We start from the raw sequence: 20,438 nt of genomic DNA, 5'->3' as shown, positions 1-20,438 counted from the left end.
ACCCGTTAATAATCAAACAAAGGTTTAGTAATGGGACGTTTAGTCGATGGAAAATGGGTCAAGTCTTCGGTCATCACAAGTGACGAAAGTGGGGCATATGATCGCGTACCACGCTCGTTTAGAGACACAATAAGTAGCAATCACTCAAAGTATCAACCTGAAAGTGGGCGCTATCACTTATATGTTAGCTATGCTTGTCCTTGGGCCCATCGTACTCTTATCTATCGCAAGTTAAAATCACTTGAGTCTCATATTAGTGTAAGTGTCGTTTCTCCTGATATGTTAGAGATGGGATGGACTTTTGATCAGTCAATTGCTGGTGCAACAGGGGATGATCTATACGGCTTAAACTATCTTCAAGAAATTTACTTAAAAGCGGATCCTAAGGTAAGCACAACTGTGACAGTACCAATTCTATGGGACAAGAAAACACAAACGATTGTTAATAATGAGTCATCAGAAATTATTAGAATTTTTAATTCTGAGTTTAATGAACTTACTGGTAATCATGAAGATTTTTATCCTGAAGATTTAGCAGATAAAATTGATGAGTTAAATGAATTTATATATAGCAATATCAACAATGGTGTCTACCGTAGTGGCTTTGCAAAAACTCAAGAAGCTTATGAATCAGCTGTGACGAAGTTATTTACATCTCTTGATCGAGTCGAAGAAATACTTGAAGGCCAAAAATACTTACTAGGTGACAGGTTAACAGAAGCTGACCTTAGGTTAGTGCCAACTCTTTTGCGCTTTGATTGTGTTTACGTAACTCATTTCAAGTGCAACCTAAAGAGAATCAAAGATTATAAGAATCTTTCTCGCTATGTGAGAGACCTTTATTCAATCGAAGGTATTAAAGAGACTACTAATATTGAACATATCAAAAGACACTACTTCTATAGCCACGATGATTTAAATCCATATCGTATTGTCGCTTTAGGGCCGAGTGAAATTTTTTAAGGATAATTAAATGAAACAAAAAGCTATTAAATATATTTTAAATCCTCCGCAAAAACATTGGGTAGGAAATGGATTTCATGTTCACACAATGTTTCACCCAGGTTTTGATATTTACTATTACACAACTCCATTTTTAATGATGGACTTTGCTGCTCCTAAAAAGTTTTCACCAACGCAAACAAAAAGAGGAGTGGGTGAGCACCCGCACCGCGGTTTTGAAACTGTAACTTTTGCCTTTGAAGGTGAAATTGAACATCGCGACTCTGCTGGTGGCGGCGGTATCATTGGCAGTGGAGATGTCCAGTGGATGACTGCTGCAAGTGGTGTTGTACATGAAGAATTTCATTCTCAAAAATTTGCAAGGGAAGGTGGACTATTTGAGATGGTTCAAATGTGGGTAAATCTTCCTAAGAAAGATAAGATGACAGCTCCACGCTATCAGGGGGTAAAGGGGGAGAAGTTCCCTGTAATCAATCCTAGTGAAGGTGTTGAGTTAAAATTAGTTTCAGGAAAATATGCGGATAAAGTAGGGCCTTGTCAGACCTTCACACCAATAAATCTTATTCAAACGAAAATGCAAAAAGATTCTAACTTCCTACTTTCATTAGATGATAAAACAAACTTACTTGTTCTTATTCGAAAAGGAAGTGTTGCAATAAATGGTAATCAAGTTAACGAACACCAATTAGTGATCTTTGAAAGAGATGGCCAAGAGGTTGAGTTATCAAGTAATGTAGGCGCAGAGCTATTGATCTTAAATGGTGAGCCTATTGATGAGCCTGTCTTTTCACATGGCCCTTTTGTCATGAATACAAGAGAAGAGATCATTCAAGCTTTTGAAGATTATCAATCAGGAAAAATGGGACATTTAAGCTAGTGGATTTATCAGTAGAAGAAGTTGGAAAAAAAATTGGTCGTCGTGAATTTATAACTCTGATGGCAGCACTTATGTCATTTGCAGCATTATCAATTGATGCGATGTTGCCGGCGCTTAATCTTATTGGTCAGAGTTTAGGAGTTCAAAACCCTAATGATAACCAGATGATTATTTCCTTCATTTTCTTGGGCATGGGTGTTGGTCAACTCTTTTTTGGTCCAATCTCTGATGCCATTGGAAGAAAGCCTGCAATGTATATTGGTATAGCGATCTTCTTTGTTGGTGGACTTATTTCTTTAAATGCTCATACTTTTACAATGATGTTAGTCGGGCGCTTTACTCAGGGCTTAGGAGCGGCATCAGCTAAAATTATTTCAACAGCAATGGTTAGAGATCGCTTTAGCGGAAAGCTAATGGCCAAGACGATGTCGTTAATTATGATTATCTTTGTTCTTGTTCCGGCCCTTGCTCCAACTATTGGACAAGTTATTTTAAGTTTTGGTGGATGGCGTGATATCTTCCTTATTATGCTTGTTCTTGCAGTTCTGTGCCTAGCTTGGTTTACTGTGAGACAAGAAGAAACTTTACACGAAGAGTATCGACGCCCTCTTTCTTATAAGAAGATTAAAGATGCTGCCATTGAAACTTTAAGCCATCCTATAACAATTAGTTATACTCTTGCTTCTGGTCTAGTTTTTGGTGCTTTTATTGGTTATCTAAATACTTCTCAGCAGATTCTACAAATTAAGTATGGACTAGGTGAGGACTTCCCATTGGCCTTTGGTGTACTGGCTTCATTTATCGGTCTTTCTTCATTTTTAAATTCTAGACTTGTGGAAGAGTTTGGAATGAAAAAATTATGTCGCCTAGCTCTAACGACAATTTCTTTTATCGCAATTACGTTTAATATTATTTTATTCTTTACTGGAGGACTTCCTCCATTTTTCCTTTTTTATGGCTTTTTACTATTAAGCCTTTTCAGCTTTGGTCTTCTTTTTGGAAATTTCATTGCTTTAGCATTGGAGCCAATGGGACATATTGCGGGAACTGCAAATTCGGTTGTTAGCTCCGTGCAGATTATCATTTCTGCGACAATAGGTGGGGTAATTGGTCAGATGTATAGCGGTGATGTAACGCCAATTGCATTAGGGTTTTTAATCTGCAGTACTCTTTCTTTATTTATCGTTCTAAAAGTAAAATAAATAGACGAATTAGCTGTTTTTTGTTTTCATTAATAGATGTTAAAAGCATTTATTCTTTGTATATTCATTAGCTTCAGCACAAGTGCTTTCGTTGCACCATCCGAGCATATTAGAAAATCTAAGTGGGATATTTCTCCTATTCAAATTCGCTTTATGTCGGCCTTCTTTGCTTTAGAGCTCATTACTTACTCAATCATCTCTCCATCTTTTGTAAAAACAGAATTTGAGGGAGGAGATTTTGATTATAATGAAGATGATCTATCTGTCCCAAAGTGGTTGTATGAGTTAGGTAATCATGGACCTGAGTTATTAACGGTTGGTATGTATGGTTACTACTTACTTGGTAGCGATGAGTATGCTCTAGAGAAAGCATTTGTTTTTACGGAGTCGTTGCTTATTTCTCAAGGAATAACTTTTGGTATCAAGTATACGGCCAATAAAGAAAGACCTGATAGTTCAAACTATCTTTCTTTTCCTAGTGGCCATACCACTCATGCTTTTGCTGTTGGAATGTGGATGAGTAGGGATATCTTTAATAGTGAAAGATTTTATCGAAATTATCTGGTTGCTTCACTTCCTCTTGTCTATGCTTCATATATTGGTTGGAGTCGTATTGATGCAAAGAAACACAGTTTTAAAGATGTCTCTATGGGGGCATTCATTGGCGGGCTTACAAGTTATTTAATGTATGACTTCCATTTTGATAATCGTGGCAATTATCGCTTTAATGAAAAGAGTAAGATTGTCGTAGCGCCAGCAATTGATATAATCAATGAACGCTATGCTCTAAGCTTTGGGATGATGTTATGAGATATTTCTTAATCTTTTTCCTGACAATTTCTACATTCGCTGAAAATAGATTGGATTACCTTTATCGTTTTCCTCAAAAGGGAGAGAGTGTTTTAACTTATTCACTCTATTGGTCTATTGACGAGATGGAGTTTGATAATCGTAGTGCAGGAGTTGAAGAGTTTTTTGAAGTTGACCGCTCTGTTCTTGTTGCCGGACTTGAGTATCGTTATGCTTTTTCAGATAAGTTCTTAGCTGCTTTTAGTACTCATGCTGAAATTGCTGATTTTGAAACGCATCTTGAAAATGAGTTGGATGAAGAAACTCCTGAGCAGAGCCCTTTTGGAATTTATGATCCTGCCATAGAGCTTAGATATCGCTTTATCGACTTAAATGAGGTTTTCTTCGACTTGAGTACTAAAGTCGTATGGGGAGCAACAAACTCCGGGAAAACACCACTTAGTAAAACTGTAAGCCCCTTTGATGGACAAGATTATTATCAAGTAAGTGCCATTGCAGGAATTGATTTTAATACTTTCTATCTACTTAGTTATGTCGGGGCCATTTTTTACAATGGTGGATTAAATCAATTTGAATTTGGAAATGAGAGCTTAAAGGCCGAAGATAGTTATCAAGTTGCAATAGGATTTCAAGCACAAATTGATCTTTCAAAGCACTTGAAAGCAAGTCTTGGAATTTCATTTTTATCTGCTGATACTTTTTCGCTTTCAGGTCAGACTCAAAACGTTAATGTTGAGAAATCAACTCAACAAAACTATTTTCTTAAGTTTGATTATCTAAAATATGAGAATAGAATTGGAATATTAACTTTTAAAGTTAATCAGAGGATCGATCGCTATGATCTTCAAGTTGATAATAGTGACCTTTACGTTGCTGATAATTCTTATTTAGATTTTATCTTTCAAGTTGAGAAGTGGTTTTAAATGAAGTTATTTATTATCTTCCTATTTATATTGAGCTGTTCTGAATTTGTTGTCAGAAGGAAACCTAATACTTGTTTAACAAGTAAGGAGTATCCAGAAATTTACCAAGTTATGCGACAATGGGGATGGGATGTTTGGCTGAAGCAAGTCGATATTGAAAATGCTCCGACATTTCGTTATACAAATGATTCTAAATGGAAGGAAGTTGAGTGTCCAAAATAGTTGTTAAGTTTCTCTCATTATTACTTATTCTCTCCCTTGCTAGTTGTAGTTATCGTGAAGTTATTTTAAAAAAGGCTCCTGATTTCTTAAGCGAGAAGATTGATGACTATCTTTCTTTAGATGATGAACAAGAAAAAGAATTAAGAGTTAAAGTGACTAATGCCTTCTTTGAACATCATAAAGAAGTTCTCGAGTTAAAGGCAATTATTAAAGACTATGAAATTCAAAATGACTCATTAAAAGCAGCTATTGTGAAAGGTTATCCTCCGTATTCTCTTATCATGAAGAAAGTAAATATAATATCTGTGGAAGTGTTGTCAGGACTTAGTTTTGAACAAAGACAGAAGCTTGTAAAAAAGAGAGTCGAAGACCGTAAGGACTATGAGGAGAGTTATGAGCAAAGGGGTGTGAAACGCCTTGAGAATGTATTTGGGAAGCTCTCAGAAAATCAAATTAAACTCGTCAATGAATTTGCTCTTGAATATCAAAAAGATCGTGTTGAGAACCGAAGCTGGCATAATGAATTTATTTCGGCGCTAAATTTACAAGATCAAAAAGCATATCAGGATTACCTTAAAAAGAATTTTCAAGATATTGTTCCATTAAAAGAAGTTTTAAAACAAAATAAGTCTTTCTTTAAGTTCTTTGATAAATTTTCAAAAACACTAAGCCAGGACCAAATTGCACTTTTTAATAAAAAGAGAAAAGATTTATTAAATTGGATTGAGCTTTACTTAAAAATCTACCAGGCCCCTATAATTCGTAGCGCATCCTAGCAATTAGTGAATTATTTCCAAAATTGAGCTCTCCACCAACCTCTGCATCAAAGACATCGGAGCTTTCTGACATATCGACTTTTAACTTGAAAGCTTCAAAACCAAGTCCAATAGAGAATGATTTATAGAATTGATAGTCAACAAAGAGGCTTGTTGCAATTACACTTCCGGTATAATCTCCGATTTGTATGTAGAAGATATTAAATTCATTTGAAAGGGTCCATTCAGGGGTAATCTTAACTTCTGACTTGAGTTGAAGAGTAGGTAGTGGTGCTATAAAGTCACTCTCTGTCTTGGTTGTGCCTGTTTCACCAATGCCAAATTCAAGGGGCATAATATAGAAACCTATTCCGGTTGAAATATTAATGCGATCATCTAGGAAAAAGGCGTAAGAATAGGCGAGTCGAACGATGTCAAAATTTAAGATTGTTTCTACTGAAGTTCCTGCGCTAATGACTACTTCGTTATTATTCTTATCGAAGTATTTTATATCTTGATCAAGAATTCTTCTTCCACTCCTATGCTGACTATACCAACCTGTCGTTATTGAGTGCCTCTTGTTCTGACTAAATCGCCATTCATAATTTAAGCGAATCGAAGATTGGGTGTCATCAAGTCCTAGTGTGTCTTCGGTACTCAATATGAGTGCACCTAAGGATTTCTTTCCAACCTGTATTGTCGTGTCATGATATGTGTATCCTAGACCTAGAGAGAAACGATGAGTACTCCACTCTGCGTATGAGAAAAATGGGGCCAGTAGTAGAATGAGTATTAAGGGCTTAGTCATGAAAACTCCTAAACCCTATCTTCTCAGGATAGGAGTTTAGGAGAAAGTTAATTTTAATCTATTCTGTATAGTAGTTCGTTAATTTGTTTTTGATCCTCTTCTTTAGTCGGAGCATTTGCTAGAATTGACTTGGCCTCTTCTAATTGCTGTGCGGTCGCATTTGGATCTTTTAATGTCTTACGAGCATTCTCTTCTTTTTCAAGTCTAAGAAGTCTCTCTTCTTTGAAATCGATAATTTTCTTTCCTTCTGATAGAACTTCATCATAAGAGATCCCACCAGTCGGTCTTTGTGAAGGTGTTTGTGGTAAGAAAATATAATCTGTTCTTTTAAGCTTTAGTCTTTTACTTTGATAAACCATTGCCTTAGCAAATGATTCAAATGCTTTTCTTGGTACATAATGCTCAGTATCTCTCTTTAGGATATAACGTAGCTGAGATAGAGTTGATGCATTTGTTCCATCTTTTGGTGCTTTCGAGCTCATTGGTAAATATGTTTGGTAATCAAGGATATTACTAATTGCAAATTCATGTGCTCCCTTAATCCCAATTGTTCTCATTGTATCATTTGATGTTGTTGTACAATTATAGAAAGGAGTAATTTCAAGTCCTACTTCTGTACGCACTCGGTGTAGTTGCTCTTCAAATATATCTCTAACTTTAAGCATATCTTCTTTTGAACGAGCATAGCCAATAAGAGTATAAGTTGGCCTATAGTTAACTTGACCTTGAATTAAGTGGCCATAGTAACTTACTAGATCAGTATTACTTGCTAGAACTTCTTTTTCACCTTTAAAGTAAAAGTTAAATGTTTCACCTTTTATCGATAGGTCATTTTGAACTTCTCCCATACCAATAGCAAAATGTCCTGCTGCCGCACCTGGTTCATCTCCTTGGCGTCCGCTTAGAGTTACGATAAAGACATGATCACCTGGAGTTGCTTCATAATTATCACGATATCTGATTGTGCCTCTAAAAGGCACCTTAGATTGTGAGTTCTTATTCTTTGGCATCTCATTCAAAATATACTTTAGCGGATTCTTATTAAATTTTTCACTTGCTGGATATGGGTTCTCTCCAACAGTAAAAAGATCCGCTGGAATAATTGCATTGATAATGAAGGTATCATCTTGCATATGTCCTTGAGTGTGAACTTTCTTATTTTCAAAGTAGTGGCGTGAGATATAATCAAACTCACTTCCGTAAATCTTTTTTGAACGTCCAAACTCAACACGTTGATCATCGATATAATAGTTGCCATCTTTTGCTCTTGTTAGAACACCGATACGATCTTCAAGATCAGCGACAACTCTTGGCATTTTATCAATTACTAACTTGTCTCCTGAAATTTCACCGTCAAATTCAAAGACATAATCTGGAGAGTTCTTAAGAACTTTATCCATATACCTGTCATAGCGCTTATCGAGCTCTAGTGAGAGGTCTTGGTCTTGGCCGTCTACTTTTACAATTGCTCTGGCCTTGCCATCTTTATCATAAATCTTCCCACGTAGATTTTGCGCATACGTGTTTGTATTTAAGAATAGAATGGTAAGAAGTCCCAAGCAGTAGACGTTTTTCATTTCTCTCTCCTAATTTAGTTAGTCTTTATATTTAATGCAATGATAGTGCCAATTAGGTTATGTGATTTGAGGAGTTTAGGGGAGGATAGTGTTTAGAACTTAAACAATAGGCCCTAGAAGAGGGCCTATTATTTAAACACTTATTAAAGTTGATTATTGATGTAGTTACGGATTTCTGACATAGACATCATATCATCAACGTCCATACAGAATTCACCACGAGCATCAGCTACGCGGATTTCGTCAGCAACTTGCTCAGCAGTAACTTTATCATTTGAAGATCTTCTATCATTTAGATCTTCTGTAAACTCAGCTAGAGTTGATCCTGTCACTTTTGGTGAAAGTTGTGCATCTTGGATTAATTCAATTTGTCCTCTAAAGTTTCTCTTACTGTCATCAATAACACCAGTTGCAGCTAGTGTACTAGATGATCCGTGGTAAACAGCATGAGTTGAAGATGAAAGTCCATCCTCAATAATATCAAGAGCGATTAGATCGATAATGATATTTCCTGAATCTTCTAGAAGCGCAGTTCCTGCAGCGATTGTTGTTGAAGCGAGCTCAACACCACCATAGATCACGGCCACACCAGTTGTACTTAGGGCCGCACCAGTTGCAAGGGCCTTGTCTGTTGGAGCATTATTTCTTTCTTTGTATAGCTCAAGGCAAGATGCTTGCGTTGAAGCTGCTACTGAACATAGTAGTCCAAGGGCAATTAACGATTTTTTCATTGTTTTCTCCTTTATAGTTGTTCACCAATATATTTTTGTATTTGATCTACTGTCATAAGATTTTCACTATCGAGACAGAATTCCATTCTTTCATTTGCTAGTTGAATTTCATTTGCAACTTCATTAACTGAAACTCTCTTATCTAGAGGACGTGTATCATTGATCATTCCTGTCATTTCGATAATGTCGCCACTAATAAGCTTTGGAGCAAGCTCAGAAGCTTGGATAAGCTTAATTTGCTTTCTATAATCTCTGTCTTTAATGATTCCCATGGCCGCAGATGTACTTGAGGCACCATAAAAAAGTGTATCAACAGTTGAAGAAGCTGCGCCTTTGATTGACTTTGAAATTGTAAGGTCACTAAGAGCACTATCGGGATGAAGAATACCCACGGCACTTGTCGTTGATAGACCTAGAGCAATCTCTCCACCAGCAACTGTGACTCCTGAAATCGTAGAAGAAATCCCAACGACGGCCCCTAATTGTTGATAGTCAGGCGCACGATGATTTTCTTGATAAATTTCAAGGCATGATGCTCTTGTACTAAATCCCATTAAAATAGAAATTAGACATGTTAAAAGCATAATCTTTCTCATTGAATTCTCCTATTTCTACCACCTCGAATCGAGTAGGTAGAATCTCTTTTGATGATCTAATATTTTCTTATTAACTAATAAACCTTTGTAAGGGCGAGTGATGACTCTCTCTCTTCTTTTTGTGTCGTGATCTCGCTTCCATCTTGTGATGGACTTTAGAGATTTCTCTTTATTAATCTCTTTGATCTTAGAAAAGCTACCTGTCCCGTAAAACTCTTCTAGTCCTTTAATCACATCTTGTTCACATTTAGAGTTATTGCATATTTCATAAAGTGCATCTGGTGCTTTAGTAATGCCATGAAGCTCGTCAAATGAAATGGACTTCGTTTCTTGAATTTGAGATGCATAATACTTGAAAGCTTCTAAATCAAGAGTTGCGATTTCATTAAGTTTTCTAAACTCATTAAGGCTAAGTTTTTTCTGTAGTTTCTTTACTTGAGCTGTGTCGATATCGTATTGCAGATATGTCTCATCTTTTAACTCAAGAATATTAGCTACTTTATCTTTAAGCTCTCTTAGAGAGTGAATCTTAATAATAGGGTATGGGTTAATTAAGGCCCTTTGCAAATAATCTGGAAGAGCTAGAGGAATACGTCCTTTAAAGCCCATCTTCTTATGATATGGATAACCAACTTGCTTTAGAAAATTAACAAGTGCTCCAGCACAATTATTAGAGAAGAAAGTGTAGTCTCCTAATTCACTACTTTCAGGTAGTTCATATTTAACAGGAAAAACTTCTTCGACAGTTGTCTTAAATGTTGAAGTCAGATTATTTGGAACGGGTGTTAGGGCAAATACCGAACCTGTACCTGAGCGTAGCGGAAGGATTCCATAATTACCTTGGCCATACTTTTCAGTTGAAAACTTATTCAATTCATCAAGGGTATTTTGAAGTACCGACTTTTGAGTTTCTACTCTGTGCTTAGTAACTTGTTCCCACTGAGTTTTAAGTTCTCTAATGATATTACTTCTAATTTCTTCATTAGAAATTATGATGTAGCGATCAAGGTCACGTCTTTGCTTGTTATTGTATTCATCCATAAACATACGAAGACTTTTCACTTGAGGAAAGACAGGATAGCCACCAAAAATTCCCTTAAAGTAATTAAGCTTTAAAGTGTCGACGTTTGCAACGAAGCTTAGAACAACGTCATCTGCTTCAGTTCCTACATTGTCGACAAAACGTAGCATTGTGTGGCCAAAGCCACTTTCAATATTAGACCAAGAGCTTGAGGCAATAACGAGCTCAAGTCCTACGATATTTCCATTTTCATAGCGATCAAATAGTCTTTTGAAGAAGCGAGAATTCTCGTTTAGAAGGTCTTGGTAATTTGCTCCCCAATTGATTTGATTGGCCCTCTTTTCGAGTTCTTTCTGCTTACGACGCTCCTCCATACGTTCACGCTGCCTTCTTTCAAAAGGCGATTCGTCTCGTCTGGCCTGAGTTGTCAGTGAGCTAAGAAGTGCCATGAGCACTACTGAAAGTAGAGTAATCTTCTTCATATTTTCTCCATTTAATCTGCTTCAATATAAATTGATTACAGAGGTTTCACAGAGAAATTGAAAAAAAGACGAGCGTGTAAAAACAGTGAACAGTGTCTATATAACTGAATTTACTGTATCGAGATCGAGACCTTGCTCTTTAAATTGTTCTTTGAGATAGAGCTTCTTGGCCTGTAATCCACCTTTTTCAATAAGGCCAAAAATCTCACCCTTAAGCTCAACAAAAGCAAAATCACACGAATTTGATTCTGTTATTGTTAATTTCTTAGGCTTGCTACCGCCAAAAGCTGCACCCATTAAAGAAGAGGCAACAGATAGAGATTCTTGTTGGTTGGCATCGACGATGGCCTGGGCCTTCGTTATGTCATTTACTGAAATTTCTTGGCTTTGAATACCGTGTTTATTTAAGGTAAAGCCGTAAGGGCAGTGAAGACATGAAGTCTTACAGCAAGAGCCGCGATTTTTTAAGAACTGAGAGGTTTTCACCTCTCGTCCTTGTTCATTTGTATATGTTAGTTTTGCTTTATCCATTATAAACTTTCGAAACGCTCATCAAATTCAATATTGTGGTAAACCTTTAGAACGTCTTCATCACTTTCAAGGCCATCCACCATCTTCATTATAGTTAAATACGTTTCATCATCAACTTCTTTGAATGTTTGTGGAATTTGTTCAAGAGTCGCTTCTTCTGGAGTAATTCCCATCTCTTCTAATTTCTTAGAGATAGAGCCGAATACTTCCATTGGCCCAGTGATTGAAAAGTAGCCATCTTCCACTTCAATATCTTCCGCTCCAGCATCTATCATCTCAAGAGTGAATTCATCTTCATCAAGGTCTGCAACTGGAACTTCAAAAAGCGCCTTTCTAGAAAATACATATTGTAGAGTACCTGTTGTTCCAATTGAGCCGCCGGCCTTCTTGAAGTGAACTCTTACGTTAGCAATTGTACGAGTAGGGTTATTTGTTGAAGCTTCTACAAATACCGCAACACCATTTGGCCCATAACCCTCATAGTTGATTTCTTCATATCCATCATCTTCTCCGCCAAGACCTTTCTTGATGGCACGATCAATATTATCTTTTGGAACGTTATTTGCCTTACACTTATCAAGAGCAATTTTAAGGATAAAGTTTGAGCCTGGGTCGTCGCCACCTGATTTTACTGCTTTTGTTACTTCAAATAATAGCTTTGTGTAAATCTGACTTTTTGCCTTATCAAGAGCGCCTTTCTTCTTGACGATATTGGCCCATTTTCTTCCCATAGAATCCTCGTTTAATAATAAAGTATTGTTAATAGTAGCTAGTGAGGAACTATTTGTCGAGAATTCTACTTCTTAGCAAGGTATTGCTCTGCGCGCCAAATACCAATAAAGCTTAATCCTGAACTCATGGAACTAACGTGTGGGCCTTCAAGTAGAATTGTTGTCGGCGTTGATTTTACATCAAGAGTTTTTACTGCGTAAGGTGAAGAGATAAAGCGAAACTCGTATGGAGATTGACCGATAAATCTTCTGATTGTTGATTCATTTTCAAATGAGTTGATGGCATAGATCTGATCTGGCGAGAGCTTGCCCTCCAAAACAGATTGATGAAGTCGTTTCATTTCCACTTTACAAGGAGCGCACCATGTCGCCCAAAAGATAGCAAGGCTTCTATCTCTTAAATCCTTACTAGGGAAATCGACTTTTTGATTTGTGCGAAGGTCAACATACTCTTGTGGAGTAAGAGTGCTTCCTTCTTTTTTAAAGTTATTGAGTACAGCAGGTGCCTGCTTGTAAATAATAAACCCAATAAGAAGGATGGAGATGAAATTTGTGGCAATATTCCACTTCTTTTTCATGGCAGTAATTGTACCATGTAAAGGAAGGGGAGTTATTAATAAAATCCTAATATTTTTGACGTCTGTAAGCGCCCAAAACTACAGTATTCATCGACTAAGAAATGGACGCTACTTGAGTAATGTAGTATTTTATAGACATGAATAATGAAGAACTTGAAAAGAAAATAATCGCATTAGAAGAAAAGTTTTGTCACCAAGATCATTTACTTGGCCAACTAAACGAAGTTGTCACGAAACAAGAATTTATCATTGATGAACTTGTCACACATATTAGGAACCTCCTTGCTAATCAAGGAGAGGATTCTGCAGAGCAATTGACACTTGATAATCTTAGGGATTTCAAGCCACCACATTACTAGGTAACTATGATTAAGTTAGAAACTGCATATAAAGGACTACGTGAGTTTAAAAATCTCACAGGTCGTCCACAACAAACTCCTGGTGCACACTTTAGTCGTGTCACACCAGAAAAATCCCCAGCTCCTAAAGAGCTTTGCTGGTCTGGCGATCTTGCTAGGGCCATGGGAATAACTGAAGAACATAAGTCATCTTGGCTTTCTCTGCTAAGTGGCAACCAAGAATCATATAATCCAGCTCCAATTGCAACTCGCTATGGTGGTCATCAATTTGGTCACTGGGCCGGCCAGCTAGGTGATGGCCGTGCCATGACTTTAGGTCTTTATGAAGGACTTGAAGTACAACTAAAAGGAGCAGGTCTGACTCCTTATTCAAGAGGTGCCGATGGTAAGGCAGTTCTTCGCTCATCTTTAAGAGAGTATATTTGTTCGGAGGCCATGTATAATTTGGGTGTTCCAACAACCAGAGCACTATGTCTTGTTGAAACAGGTGAACAAGTCTTACGTGATATGTTCTATGATGGAAATGCTGCTTATGAAAAAGGTGCTATTTGCACAAGAGTTGCTCCTAGCTTTCTTCGCTTTGGGCACTATCAGATCCATGCGGCCAATCACGAATTAGAAGAGTTGACTGAGCTCGTAAACTTTACGATTGATAATTACTTTCCAGGCATGAGCATTGCCCAAATGTTTAAAGAAGTTGTGCGCAGAAGTGCATTTCTTATGAGTGAGTGGATGCGTGTGGGCTTCGTCCACGGTGTCATGAATACTGATAACCTTTCAATGTTAGGACTAACAATTGATTACGGGCCGTATGGTTGGCTTGATCGCTTCGATCCAAATTGGACGCCAAATACGACGGACTTTAGAGAAAGACGCTACCGTTTTATTAATCAAGTAAGTATTGCATATTGGAACCTTGCTCAGCTTAAAGAGGCCCTGCAAGCAGTTTGCCTTGAAAGTTTAGATGAAGCTCTAGATCAATACCCTGAGTATTTTCACAGCTTCTATCAGGAGAGTGTGGCAAAGAAACTAGGACTTAAAACTTGTTCTCGAGAATTTATCGATGAGCTCTTTGATTTAAAATATGAGCTACAGGCCGATATGACTCTTTTCTACCGTACTCTTATGAGTGTGATGGAAGGCAAGGATATTTCTTGGCAAGATGCTTTCTATAAAAGCTTAAGTGATGCAGATCTTAGACGAATTAATACTTGGGTCACTAAATGGCAAAGAGAGCAGAAACTTCAAAGAATTGATCCAATGATTGCATTTGGAATTATGAATGAAGTGAATCCTGCTTTTATTCCGCGTAACTATATTGTTCAGATGGTTTTAGATGATTTAGAAAAAGGGGATGAGACATCTCTTAGAAATCTTGAAAAGGCCATTGCTAATCCATATGAGTTAAATGAATTCACAAGACCTTTTCTTGTTAAGGCACCTGATTGGTCCACATCAAGGCCAGGTTGCTCGACACTAAGTTGTTCGAGCTAGTGGGTAACCTTCTTAGTTACAAAACTGAGAAGGTGCACGCATCCAAGTTGGTTCACACTGAGTTAGCCATTCTCCACTATCGTAGTGAGCATAACCAAACCACCACATCACATGATCACCATTTCCTATTGGAACTTCATCTGGATATACTTCTGGGCTTTGGCCATTAACAGAATAGCACCAACCGTGAGCATTCATTTGTGTATCACTTAAGACTTCCATGGCATCAAGTCCTGTTGGCGTATCAAAGATCGAGTTCATTGCTCTTTGAGTTCCTTTATAAGCAATACCAAAATTATTGAGAAGATCAATCGTAGCACTTCCTACAGTTGAACCTTTTTTAAGCTGCATCTCAGTCTTAAAAAGAGCTCCTCTTTTACAAGGGCCAACAAATTCAAAAGTTGCGGCAAAGCTAAAAGTTGAAATAAGTGCTAAAAGTGCAAATTTGTACATAATCTCTCCTAAGTATAAGGCTTTCTAACACCCTAGGTTTTCATTGCCATGGCACTATGCGCAAGCATATGATTTTTTACATGACTGATTATGTATGGGGTAGTGAAGAAACCCAATATTTCTTCCAATTGAATCCAGAGGCCATTCTAGACGCTATTGATGCTGTCGGTTTTAAGACAACAGGGCGTTGCCTACCACTAAATAGTATTGAAAACCGCGTTTATGAGATTGAGGTGGATCGCCCAGAAGCAGAGATTAAGTCTCCAAGTGATAATTTCATTGTGGCCAAGTTCTACCGTCCTGGACGCTGGACGAAAGATCAGATCATTGATGAGCATGACTTCATAAAGGATCTAGATGATGCGGAGATTCCTGTAATTGCTCCACTTAAAATTGACGGCACAACTATCTTTGAAATGCCGAACCACAAAATTTTCTATTGTCTCTATGAAAAGAGAGGGGGACGAAACCCTGAAGAGATGAATATCGAGCAGCTTGAAATTATGGGCCGCTCACTTGCTCGTATTCACAGTGTTGGTGCCTTAAAAAGTGCTGATCACAGAATTAAGCTTACTCCTGAGACGTATGGAGTCGCTAACTTAAAGTTCTTAGCTTCGACAAATTATATTCCAACTGATATTCGCGAGCACTTCATTACAATTTGCGAACAAATCATTGCTGAATCAAAACCACTTTTTGAAAATGTAAGTTATCAAAGAGTTCACGGAGACTTTCATAAGGGTAATATCATCCTTCGAGGGGATGACTCATTCTTTGTTGATTTTGACGATATGGTAATGGGCCCAGTGGTTCAAGATGTTTGGCCTATTTGCCCTGGGGATGACCAACAGTCTGTCATTGATCGCAATATCTTTCTAGAAGCCTACGATAGCATTCGCTCATTTCCATACGAGCAACTAAAGCTCATTCCTTCTCTTCGTGCATTAAGGCTAATACACTTTAGTGCCTGGATAGCAAAGCGCTGGGATGACCCTTCATTCAAGTATACTTTTGGCTATTTTGAATCGCCAAATTACTGGTATGGGCAGATGAATGATTTAAGGGCCTTACTATCTAAGATAATAGAAGTTAAGAATCCTTACCAGTACTAGACGTATCTTAAAAGTTGCGAGAAAATTTACCTCTGACATAAAAAATTAATAAGTAATTTAGCGAGGTAATGAATATGGATATTCGTTTAAAGACTTTCGAAGAATATGAAGCTGCCTATGAGCAGGCCAAAAATAATCCAACAGAATACTGGGGATCTATTGCAGAAAATTTTAAATTTTCTAAGAAGTGGGATGAAGTAACTCTAGGTAATTTTAAAGACGGAGATATCCGTTGGTTCCATGGAGCAAAATTAAATATCACAGAAAATTGTCTTGATCGCCATCTTGCAACGAAGGGTGATAAGAAAGCGATGGTCTTTGTGTCCAACGATCCGAATGAAGCCAATCAAGAATTTACTTATAAAGAACTTCACGCTCAAGTTTGTAAAACAGCAAATATGCTAGAAGGGCTTGGCGTAAAAAAAGGGGATCGCGTTTGTATTTATATGTCGATGGTTCCAGAGCTTATGTTTACTGTTCTTGCCTGTGCAAGAATTGGTGCCATCCACTCAGTTGTCTTCGGTGGATTTTCTGCACAAGCACTTGCTGGAAGAGTTGAAGATGCTCAGTGTAGTGTTCTTGTCACTAACGATGGGGGACTTCGCGGAACGAAAGTGACAGAGCTTAAGCCTATTGTTGATGAGGCCCTAGAAGATAGTGCATGTAAGAGTGTAAAAACTGTCATCGTTCATAAGCGCGCTGGAAATGAAGTGGCCATGAAAGAGGGACGCGATATTTGGTGGCATGATGTTTTTGATAAAGCATCAGACAAACACGAGGCACCTCAGCATGATGCCGAAGATCCATTATTCATTCTTTATACTTCTGGTTCAACAGGAACACCTAAGGGAGTTCTTCATACTCAAGCTGGGTATATGGTTTGGGCAGCATATACTTTTGCAAACGTTTTTCAGGTAGAAGAAAATGATATGTACTGGTGTACTGCCGACATTGGCTGGATCACTGGTCATACGTACATTACTTATGGGCCACTTCTAAACGGCGCCACAACAATGATGTTTGAAGGTGTTCCAACATATCCAGATGCGGGACGTTTTTGGGACATTGTTGAAAAGAATAAGGTAACACATTTCTATACAGCACCAACTGCGGTTCGTGCCCTTATGGCCGCGGGAGATGATGTACCTGCTAAGTATGATCTTTCAACTCTTAAGGTTCTAGGTTCAGTTGGTGAGCCAATTAATGCGGAAGCTTGGCATTGGTATAATGAGTTTATTGGAAAGAAGAAATGCCCAATTGTTGATACTTGGTGGCAGACTGAAACTGGTGGGATTTTAATCTCTCCACTTGCAGGGCTTACGAAAACAAAACCATGTAAGGCAACTCTTCCTCTTCCGGGAATTGTTCCAGTGTTAGTTGATGATAATGGGCATGAAATTGGTGAAACAATGGCCGAAGGAAAGCTTTGTATTAAGTATCCGTGGCCAGGAATGCTACGTACGGTTTACAAGAATCATGAGCGTTTTATGAATGCTTATCTCAGAACGTACAAAGGCTATTACTTTTCAGGTGATGGCGCAAAACGTGATGTTGAAGGATATTTTAGAATCACTGGACGTGTTGACGATGTTATCAATGTTTCAGGACACCGCTTTGGAACGGCCGAAATTGAAAATGCTATTGGTAAGAATCATGCCATCGCTGAAAGTGCTGTTGTCGGTTTTCCACATGACGTTAAAGGTGAGGGGATCTACGCATACGTTGTAACTAATCTTACTGACGAGGCCGAGGTAACAAAGCTTATTAACGCAACTGTTGTAAAAGAAATCGGTGCTGTTGCTCGCCCAGATAAAATTCAAATTGTTCCAGGACTTCCAAAAACTCGCTCTGGAAAAATTATGCGTCGAATACTTAGAAAGATTGCGGCCCATGACTTCAATAACTTTGGCGATACTTCAACACTTCTTGATCCATCAGTGGTTGAAGAAATTAAAAATGGTGTGAAGTAGCACTTAATTTAAGTTAAGTTTTCAATTCTTATATTATGTATGTCTCTCTTATGTGCTAGAAAAGTATAATGAGAGAGACAACTATCAAAAGAGATGACATTCATTTAATGAAGGAGATCTTAAAGAACCATCATGCCTTAAAAAAAGGTAGGATTTGGTTTGACCTTCTTTCTAATGCTCTAATTGGATGGAGTGCTTTCTTTTATACTTGTTTTCACTTTAATATCTTCACATTCATTCTTGCTATCTTCTTTATCTATCGTGGAACGATCTTAGTCCATGAAGTAAGTCATATTGCAAAGAAGGTAAAAGGCTATCGTACAGCCTTTAATATCCTGTTTGGATGGCCTAATGCTTATCCTGTCTATCTTGGAGATGCCCATCTTTTTCACCATGGTAAGAAAACATATGGCACTGAAAGAGACCCTGAATATAAGTATATTTCTGAGTTTCGATTCCTAACCTTAACAAGGCCGTTCTTAGCTTCAGTTGCTTTACCTATCATTCAAGTCATCCGTTTTGGAATTCTCCCTCTGACATATATCTTTTTAAATACAGAACAAAAGAAATGGGTCTATCAGAATATTTCAACTCTTGCATTTTCGATGGACTATAAAAGGCCAATAAGAAATGAAAAAAAAGATATTGCTCGCATGGTAAGAAATGATCTTATGTGTGTACTTTATAAAGTTGCAATTGGACTATTGATTTTCCTGGAAGTTCTTCCTTTGCAGACGATATGGATTTGGTTTTCAATCGTTGTGATTTCTTCGACGCTGAATATGTATCGAGCACTCTTTAATCATCTCTATGCGAACGAGAGTCTTGTTCCGATGACATGGGAGGAGCATTTACTTGATACAGTGACAATTGAGTCTGGATTAAGTTCATTTTTCATCTTTGTTAATGGACTTAATTATCATGCTATTCACCACCTCTTTCCAGAGCTGCCGTATACGAATTTAGCAGCTGCCCATAAAGAGTTAATGGAGAAACTTCCTGCGGATCATATTTATAAAAGTAATACTTATTCTAGTATTTTCCATGTTTTAGTGACTTCTCTCTCAATACAAAGATTTGACAAAGAAATGATTAGGCCATAATTAGGCCAGCGTGTATACTGTTAGAATGAAACGATTTGTAATTCTACTAATTTTAATTTCTTCACTCGTAAGCTGCTCTAAGCCTACTCCTGAACAAACAGTTGAAGCTGTTATTAGAGAAACCTTTTCAGCGAATTTTGAAGAAACTTTTAATTACTACGACCCTGGTTTTGGTAGTCAGCAGCAGATCGCAGACTATCGCGGTTTCGTAAATGATGTCGTTGCTTGGGAAAAGAATATCAAGAAGACAAAGAAAGAGGTTCTTTCTGCAATTCAAGGTTTACTGTCTTTCAAAGTGGTTGATGTCAAAGTTGAAGGAAATCGAGCGACAGTAAGAACTGTCATTATTGTTCCAGAGTTTGATAATAAATTTGATATGCAAATTGCCTTATTGAAATTAACTAGGCCACCACTTGTTTCCAATCGTGCGGAAACAAATGCAATTATTTTGAAAAATATCAATGAAGGCCAATATGAGCTTAAGCCAGTTGAAGTTATTTTCAGCTTAATGAAGAAAGATAAGTGGCGCGTAAATGGCGTAACAAATGTTAGAGGACTATGGCGCTTTGAAAATTAAGCAAATACTTCTATTTAGCTGGATCTTCTTTCTTGGAAGTATCGCAAGTGCATCTTCAACTCAAATTGATGTTGAGGATAGTGCAAAAATATTCTTAGACTTTAATCATGAGACTAGCTCTTCTATCGAAAATCGAACAAGGGCGCCAGAGCTCAAGTCTTTGGAAGACTTTCCTGATGATTATTCTCATTTAAAAAATGATGAAAGTGATTTAGTTATTTCTGTCTTTGGTCACTTTTCATTACCTTATATCAATCTCGATTCAAAATTCTATCAAGGAATTCATTCTGGACTCAGTCCACCATTGTCTTAGATCAATTTATAACTTTTTATTTTTTATTTTTTTGATTTAAATCCAATGGAGGATGTATGGAAAACACATCAGTAGATACTTCTGTCGAAGTAAAGAAATACGATTATGAAGGTAAGGTTAAACAACACTATAATAATGATGAAGAGCAGGGAAGTGTCTGGGGATTCTATTTCTGTGTGGGCCTTTTTCTAGCAATCTTTTTTGCGGTAATCATTGTTCAAATGTATTCCCTATAATTACAGTTACTTAA

Annotated in this window: 24 protein-coding genes; 15 read left to right on the top strand and 9 right to left on the bottom strand. The window is 37.5% G+C overall.

What is annotated here, in order from left to right:
- Nucleotides 1-30 precede the first annotated feature (30 nt).
- From C0Z22_RS09445 to C0Z22_RS09415, 7 genes are read left to right on the top strand one after another with little or no spacing between them, the layout of a single operon-like run.
- Entirely contained in the window at nt 31-963 is a 933-nt protein-coding gene (locus C0Z22_RS09445) for a glutathione S-transferase family protein (protein WP_103218119.1), read from the top strand.
- Between the two features lie 10 nt (nt 964-973).
- Nucleotides 974-1,840 carry a pirin family protein gene (locus tag C0Z22_RS09440; protein WP_103218118.1) on the top strand — a complete coding sequence of 289 codons (867 nt, stop codon included), beginning with the start codon at nt 974-976 and terminating at the stop codon, nt 1,838-1,840.
- Entirely contained in the window at nt 1,840-3,042 is a 1,203-nt protein-coding gene (locus tag C0Z22_RS09435) for a multidrug effflux MFS transporter (protein WP_199177545.1), read from the top strand. The genes C0Z22_RS09440 and C0Z22_RS09435 overlap by 1 nt, the downstream gene beginning before the upstream one ends.
- Nucleotides 3,043-3,078: 36 nt before the next feature.
- Nucleotides 3,079-3,852 carry a phosphatase PAP2 family protein gene (locus tag C0Z22_RS09430; RefSeq protein ID WP_103218117.1) on the top strand — a complete coding sequence of 258 codons (774 nt, stop codon included), beginning with the start codon at nt 3,079-3,081 and terminating at the stop codon, nt 3,850-3,852.
- A complete protein-coding gene (locus C0Z22_RS09425) occupies nt 3,849-4,775 on the top strand; it encodes a hypothetical protein (RefSeq protein ID WP_103218116.1) in 927 nt (308 codons plus the stop codon). Before C0Z22_RS09430 ends, C0Z22_RS09425 begins: the two co-directional genes overlap by 4 nt.
- A complete protein-coding gene (locus C0Z22_RS09420) occupies nt 4,776-4,997 on the top strand; it encodes a hypothetical protein (RefSeq protein ID WP_103218115.1) in 222 nt (73 codons plus the stop codon).
- Entirely contained in the window at nt 4,985-5,773 is a 789-nt protein-coding gene (locus C0Z22_RS09415) for a hypothetical protein (protein ID WP_103218114.1), read from the top strand. The genes C0Z22_RS09420 and C0Z22_RS09415 overlap by 13 nt, the downstream gene beginning before the upstream one ends.
- Here C0Z22_RS09415 and C0Z22_RS09410 read toward each other — a convergent pair.
- From C0Z22_RS09410 to C0Z22_RS09375, 8 genes are all read right to left on the bottom strand, one after another.
- Nucleotides 5,751-6,560 carry a hypothetical protein gene (locus tag C0Z22_RS09410; RefSeq protein WP_103218113.1) on the bottom strand — a complete coding sequence of 270 codons (810 nt, stop codon included), beginning with the start codon at nt 6,558-6,560 and terminating at the stop codon, nt 5,751-5,753. The genes C0Z22_RS09415 and C0Z22_RS09410 overlap by 23 nt on opposite strands.
- A gap of 53 nt (nt 6,561-6,613) precedes the next feature.
- Nucleotides 6,614-8,137: a hypothetical protein gene (locus C0Z22_RS09405; RefSeq protein WP_103218112.1), complete on the bottom strand. Its 1,524-nt coding sequence runs from the start codon at nt 8,135-8,137 to the stop codon at nt 6,614-6,616.
- Between the two features lie 143 nt (nt 8,138-8,280).
- Complete coding sequence (locus tag C0Z22_RS09400) at nt 8,281-8,868, bottom strand: hypothetical protein (protein ID WP_103218111.1); 588 nt, start codon at nt 8,866-8,868, stop codon at nt 8,281-8,283.
- Nucleotides 8,869-8,879: 11 nt separating this feature from the next.
- Nucleotides 8,880-9,464 carry a hypothetical protein gene (locus tag C0Z22_RS09395; RefSeq protein WP_103218110.1) on the bottom strand — a complete coding sequence of 195 codons (585 nt, stop codon included), beginning with the start codon at nt 9,462-9,464 and terminating at the stop codon, nt 8,880-8,882.
- A 15-nt stretch (nt 9,465-9,479) separates the two neighbouring features.
- Nucleotides 9,480-10,967 (bottom strand): DUF4105 domain-containing protein, encoded by a 1,488-nt coding sequence (locus tag C0Z22_RS09390; protein WP_103218109.1) that lies wholly within the window; start codon nt 10,965-10,967, stop codon nt 9,480-9,482.
- 96 nt (nt 10,968-11,063) lie between these two features.
- Nucleotides 11,064-11,498 carry a DUF5522 domain-containing protein gene (locus C0Z22_RS09385; RefSeq protein ID WP_103218108.1) on the bottom strand — a complete coding sequence of 145 codons (435 nt, stop codon included), beginning with the start codon at nt 11,496-11,498 and terminating at the stop codon, nt 11,064-11,066.
- The gene (locus tag C0Z22_RS09380; protein ID WP_103218107.1) at nt 11,498-12,229 is read right to left on the bottom strand and encodes a YebC/PmpR family DNA-binding transcriptional regulator; all 732 of its coding nucleotides are present in this window, start codon (nt 12,227-12,229) and stop codon (nt 11,498-11,500) included. The genes C0Z22_RS09385 and C0Z22_RS09380 overlap by 1 nt, the downstream gene beginning before the upstream one ends.
- A gap of 65 nt (nt 12,230-12,294) precedes the next feature.
- Entirely contained in the window at nt 12,295-12,807 is a 513-nt protein-coding gene (locus tag C0Z22_RS09375; protein ID WP_103218106.1) for a TlpA disulfide reductase family protein, read from the bottom strand.
- A gap of 137 nt (nt 12,808-12,944) precedes the next feature.
- On the opposite strand from C0Z22_RS09375, the gene C0Z22_RS09370 reads away from it, so the two are divergent.
- Both C0Z22_RS09370 and C0Z22_RS09365 read left to right on the top strand, forming a co-directional pair.
- Nucleotides 12,945-13,166 carry a SlyX family protein gene (locus tag C0Z22_RS09370; protein ID WP_103218105.1) on the top strand — a complete coding sequence of 74 codons (222 nt, stop codon included), beginning with the start codon at nt 12,945-12,947 and terminating at the stop codon, nt 13,164-13,166.
- Nucleotides 13,167-13,172: 6 nt separating this feature from the next.
- A complete protein-coding gene (locus C0Z22_RS09365; RefSeq protein ID WP_103218104.1) occupies nt 13,173-14,660 on the top strand; it encodes a YdiU family protein in 1,488 nt (495 codons plus the stop codon).
- A 12-nt stretch (nt 14,661-14,672) separates the two neighbouring features.
- Here the strand turns inward: C0Z22_RS09365 and C0Z22_RS09360 are convergent, their stop codons facing one another.
- Entirely contained in the window at nt 14,673-15,113 is a 441-nt protein-coding gene (locus C0Z22_RS09360; protein WP_103218103.1) for a DUF4430 domain-containing protein, read from the bottom strand.
- 80 nt (nt 15,114-15,193) lie between these two features.
- Here C0Z22_RS09360 and C0Z22_RS09355 point away from each other — a divergent pair, with 80 nt between their 5' ends.
- From C0Z22_RS09355 to C0Z22_RS09330, 6 genes are all read left to right on the top strand, one after another.
- Nucleotides 15,194-16,225 carry a serine/threonine protein kinase gene (locus C0Z22_RS09355; protein ID WP_158246876.1) on the top strand — a complete coding sequence of 344 codons (1,032 nt, stop codon included), beginning with the start codon at nt 15,194-15,196 and terminating at the stop codon, nt 16,223-16,225.
- Between the two features lie 74 nt (nt 16,226-16,299).
- Nucleotides 16,300-18,195 (top strand): acetate--CoA ligase, encoded by a 1,896-nt coding sequence (gene acs / locus C0Z22_RS09350; RefSeq protein WP_103218101.1) that lies wholly within the window; start codon nt 16,300-16,302, stop codon nt 18,193-18,195.
- A 68-nt stretch (nt 18,196-18,263) separates the two neighbouring features.
- A complete protein-coding gene (locus tag C0Z22_RS09345; protein ID WP_103218100.1) occupies nt 18,264-19,298 on the top strand; it encodes a fatty acid desaturase in 1,035 nt (344 codons plus the stop codon).
- A 25-nt stretch (nt 19,299-19,323) separates the two neighbouring features.
- Nucleotides 19,324-19,875, top strand: a complete 552-nt coding sequence (locus tag C0Z22_RS09340; RefSeq protein ID WP_103218099.1) for a hypothetical protein — start codon at nt 19,324-19,326, stop codon at nt 19,873-19,875.
- Nucleotides 19,865-20,188: a hypothetical protein gene (locus C0Z22_RS09335; protein WP_146037858.1), complete on the top strand. Its 324-nt coding sequence runs from the start codon at nt 19,865-19,867 to the stop codon at nt 20,186-20,188. Before C0Z22_RS09340 ends, C0Z22_RS09335 begins: the two co-directional genes overlap by 11 nt.
- Nucleotides 20,189-20,244: 56 nt before the next feature.
- A complete protein-coding gene (locus tag C0Z22_RS09330; protein WP_103218097.1) occupies nt 20,245-20,424 on the top strand; it encodes a hypothetical protein in 180 nt (59 codons plus the stop codon).
- Nucleotides 20,425-20,438: the final 14 nt, after the last annotated feature.

Origin of the sequence: Halobacteriovorax sp. DA5, assembly GCF_002903145.1 — a bacterium.
Taxonomy (GTDB): Bacteria; Bdellovibrionota; Bacteriovoracia; order Bacteriovoracales; family Bacteriovoracaceae; genus Halobacteriovorax_A.
This window is presented reverse-complemented; position numbering and strand designations above follow the sequence as displayed.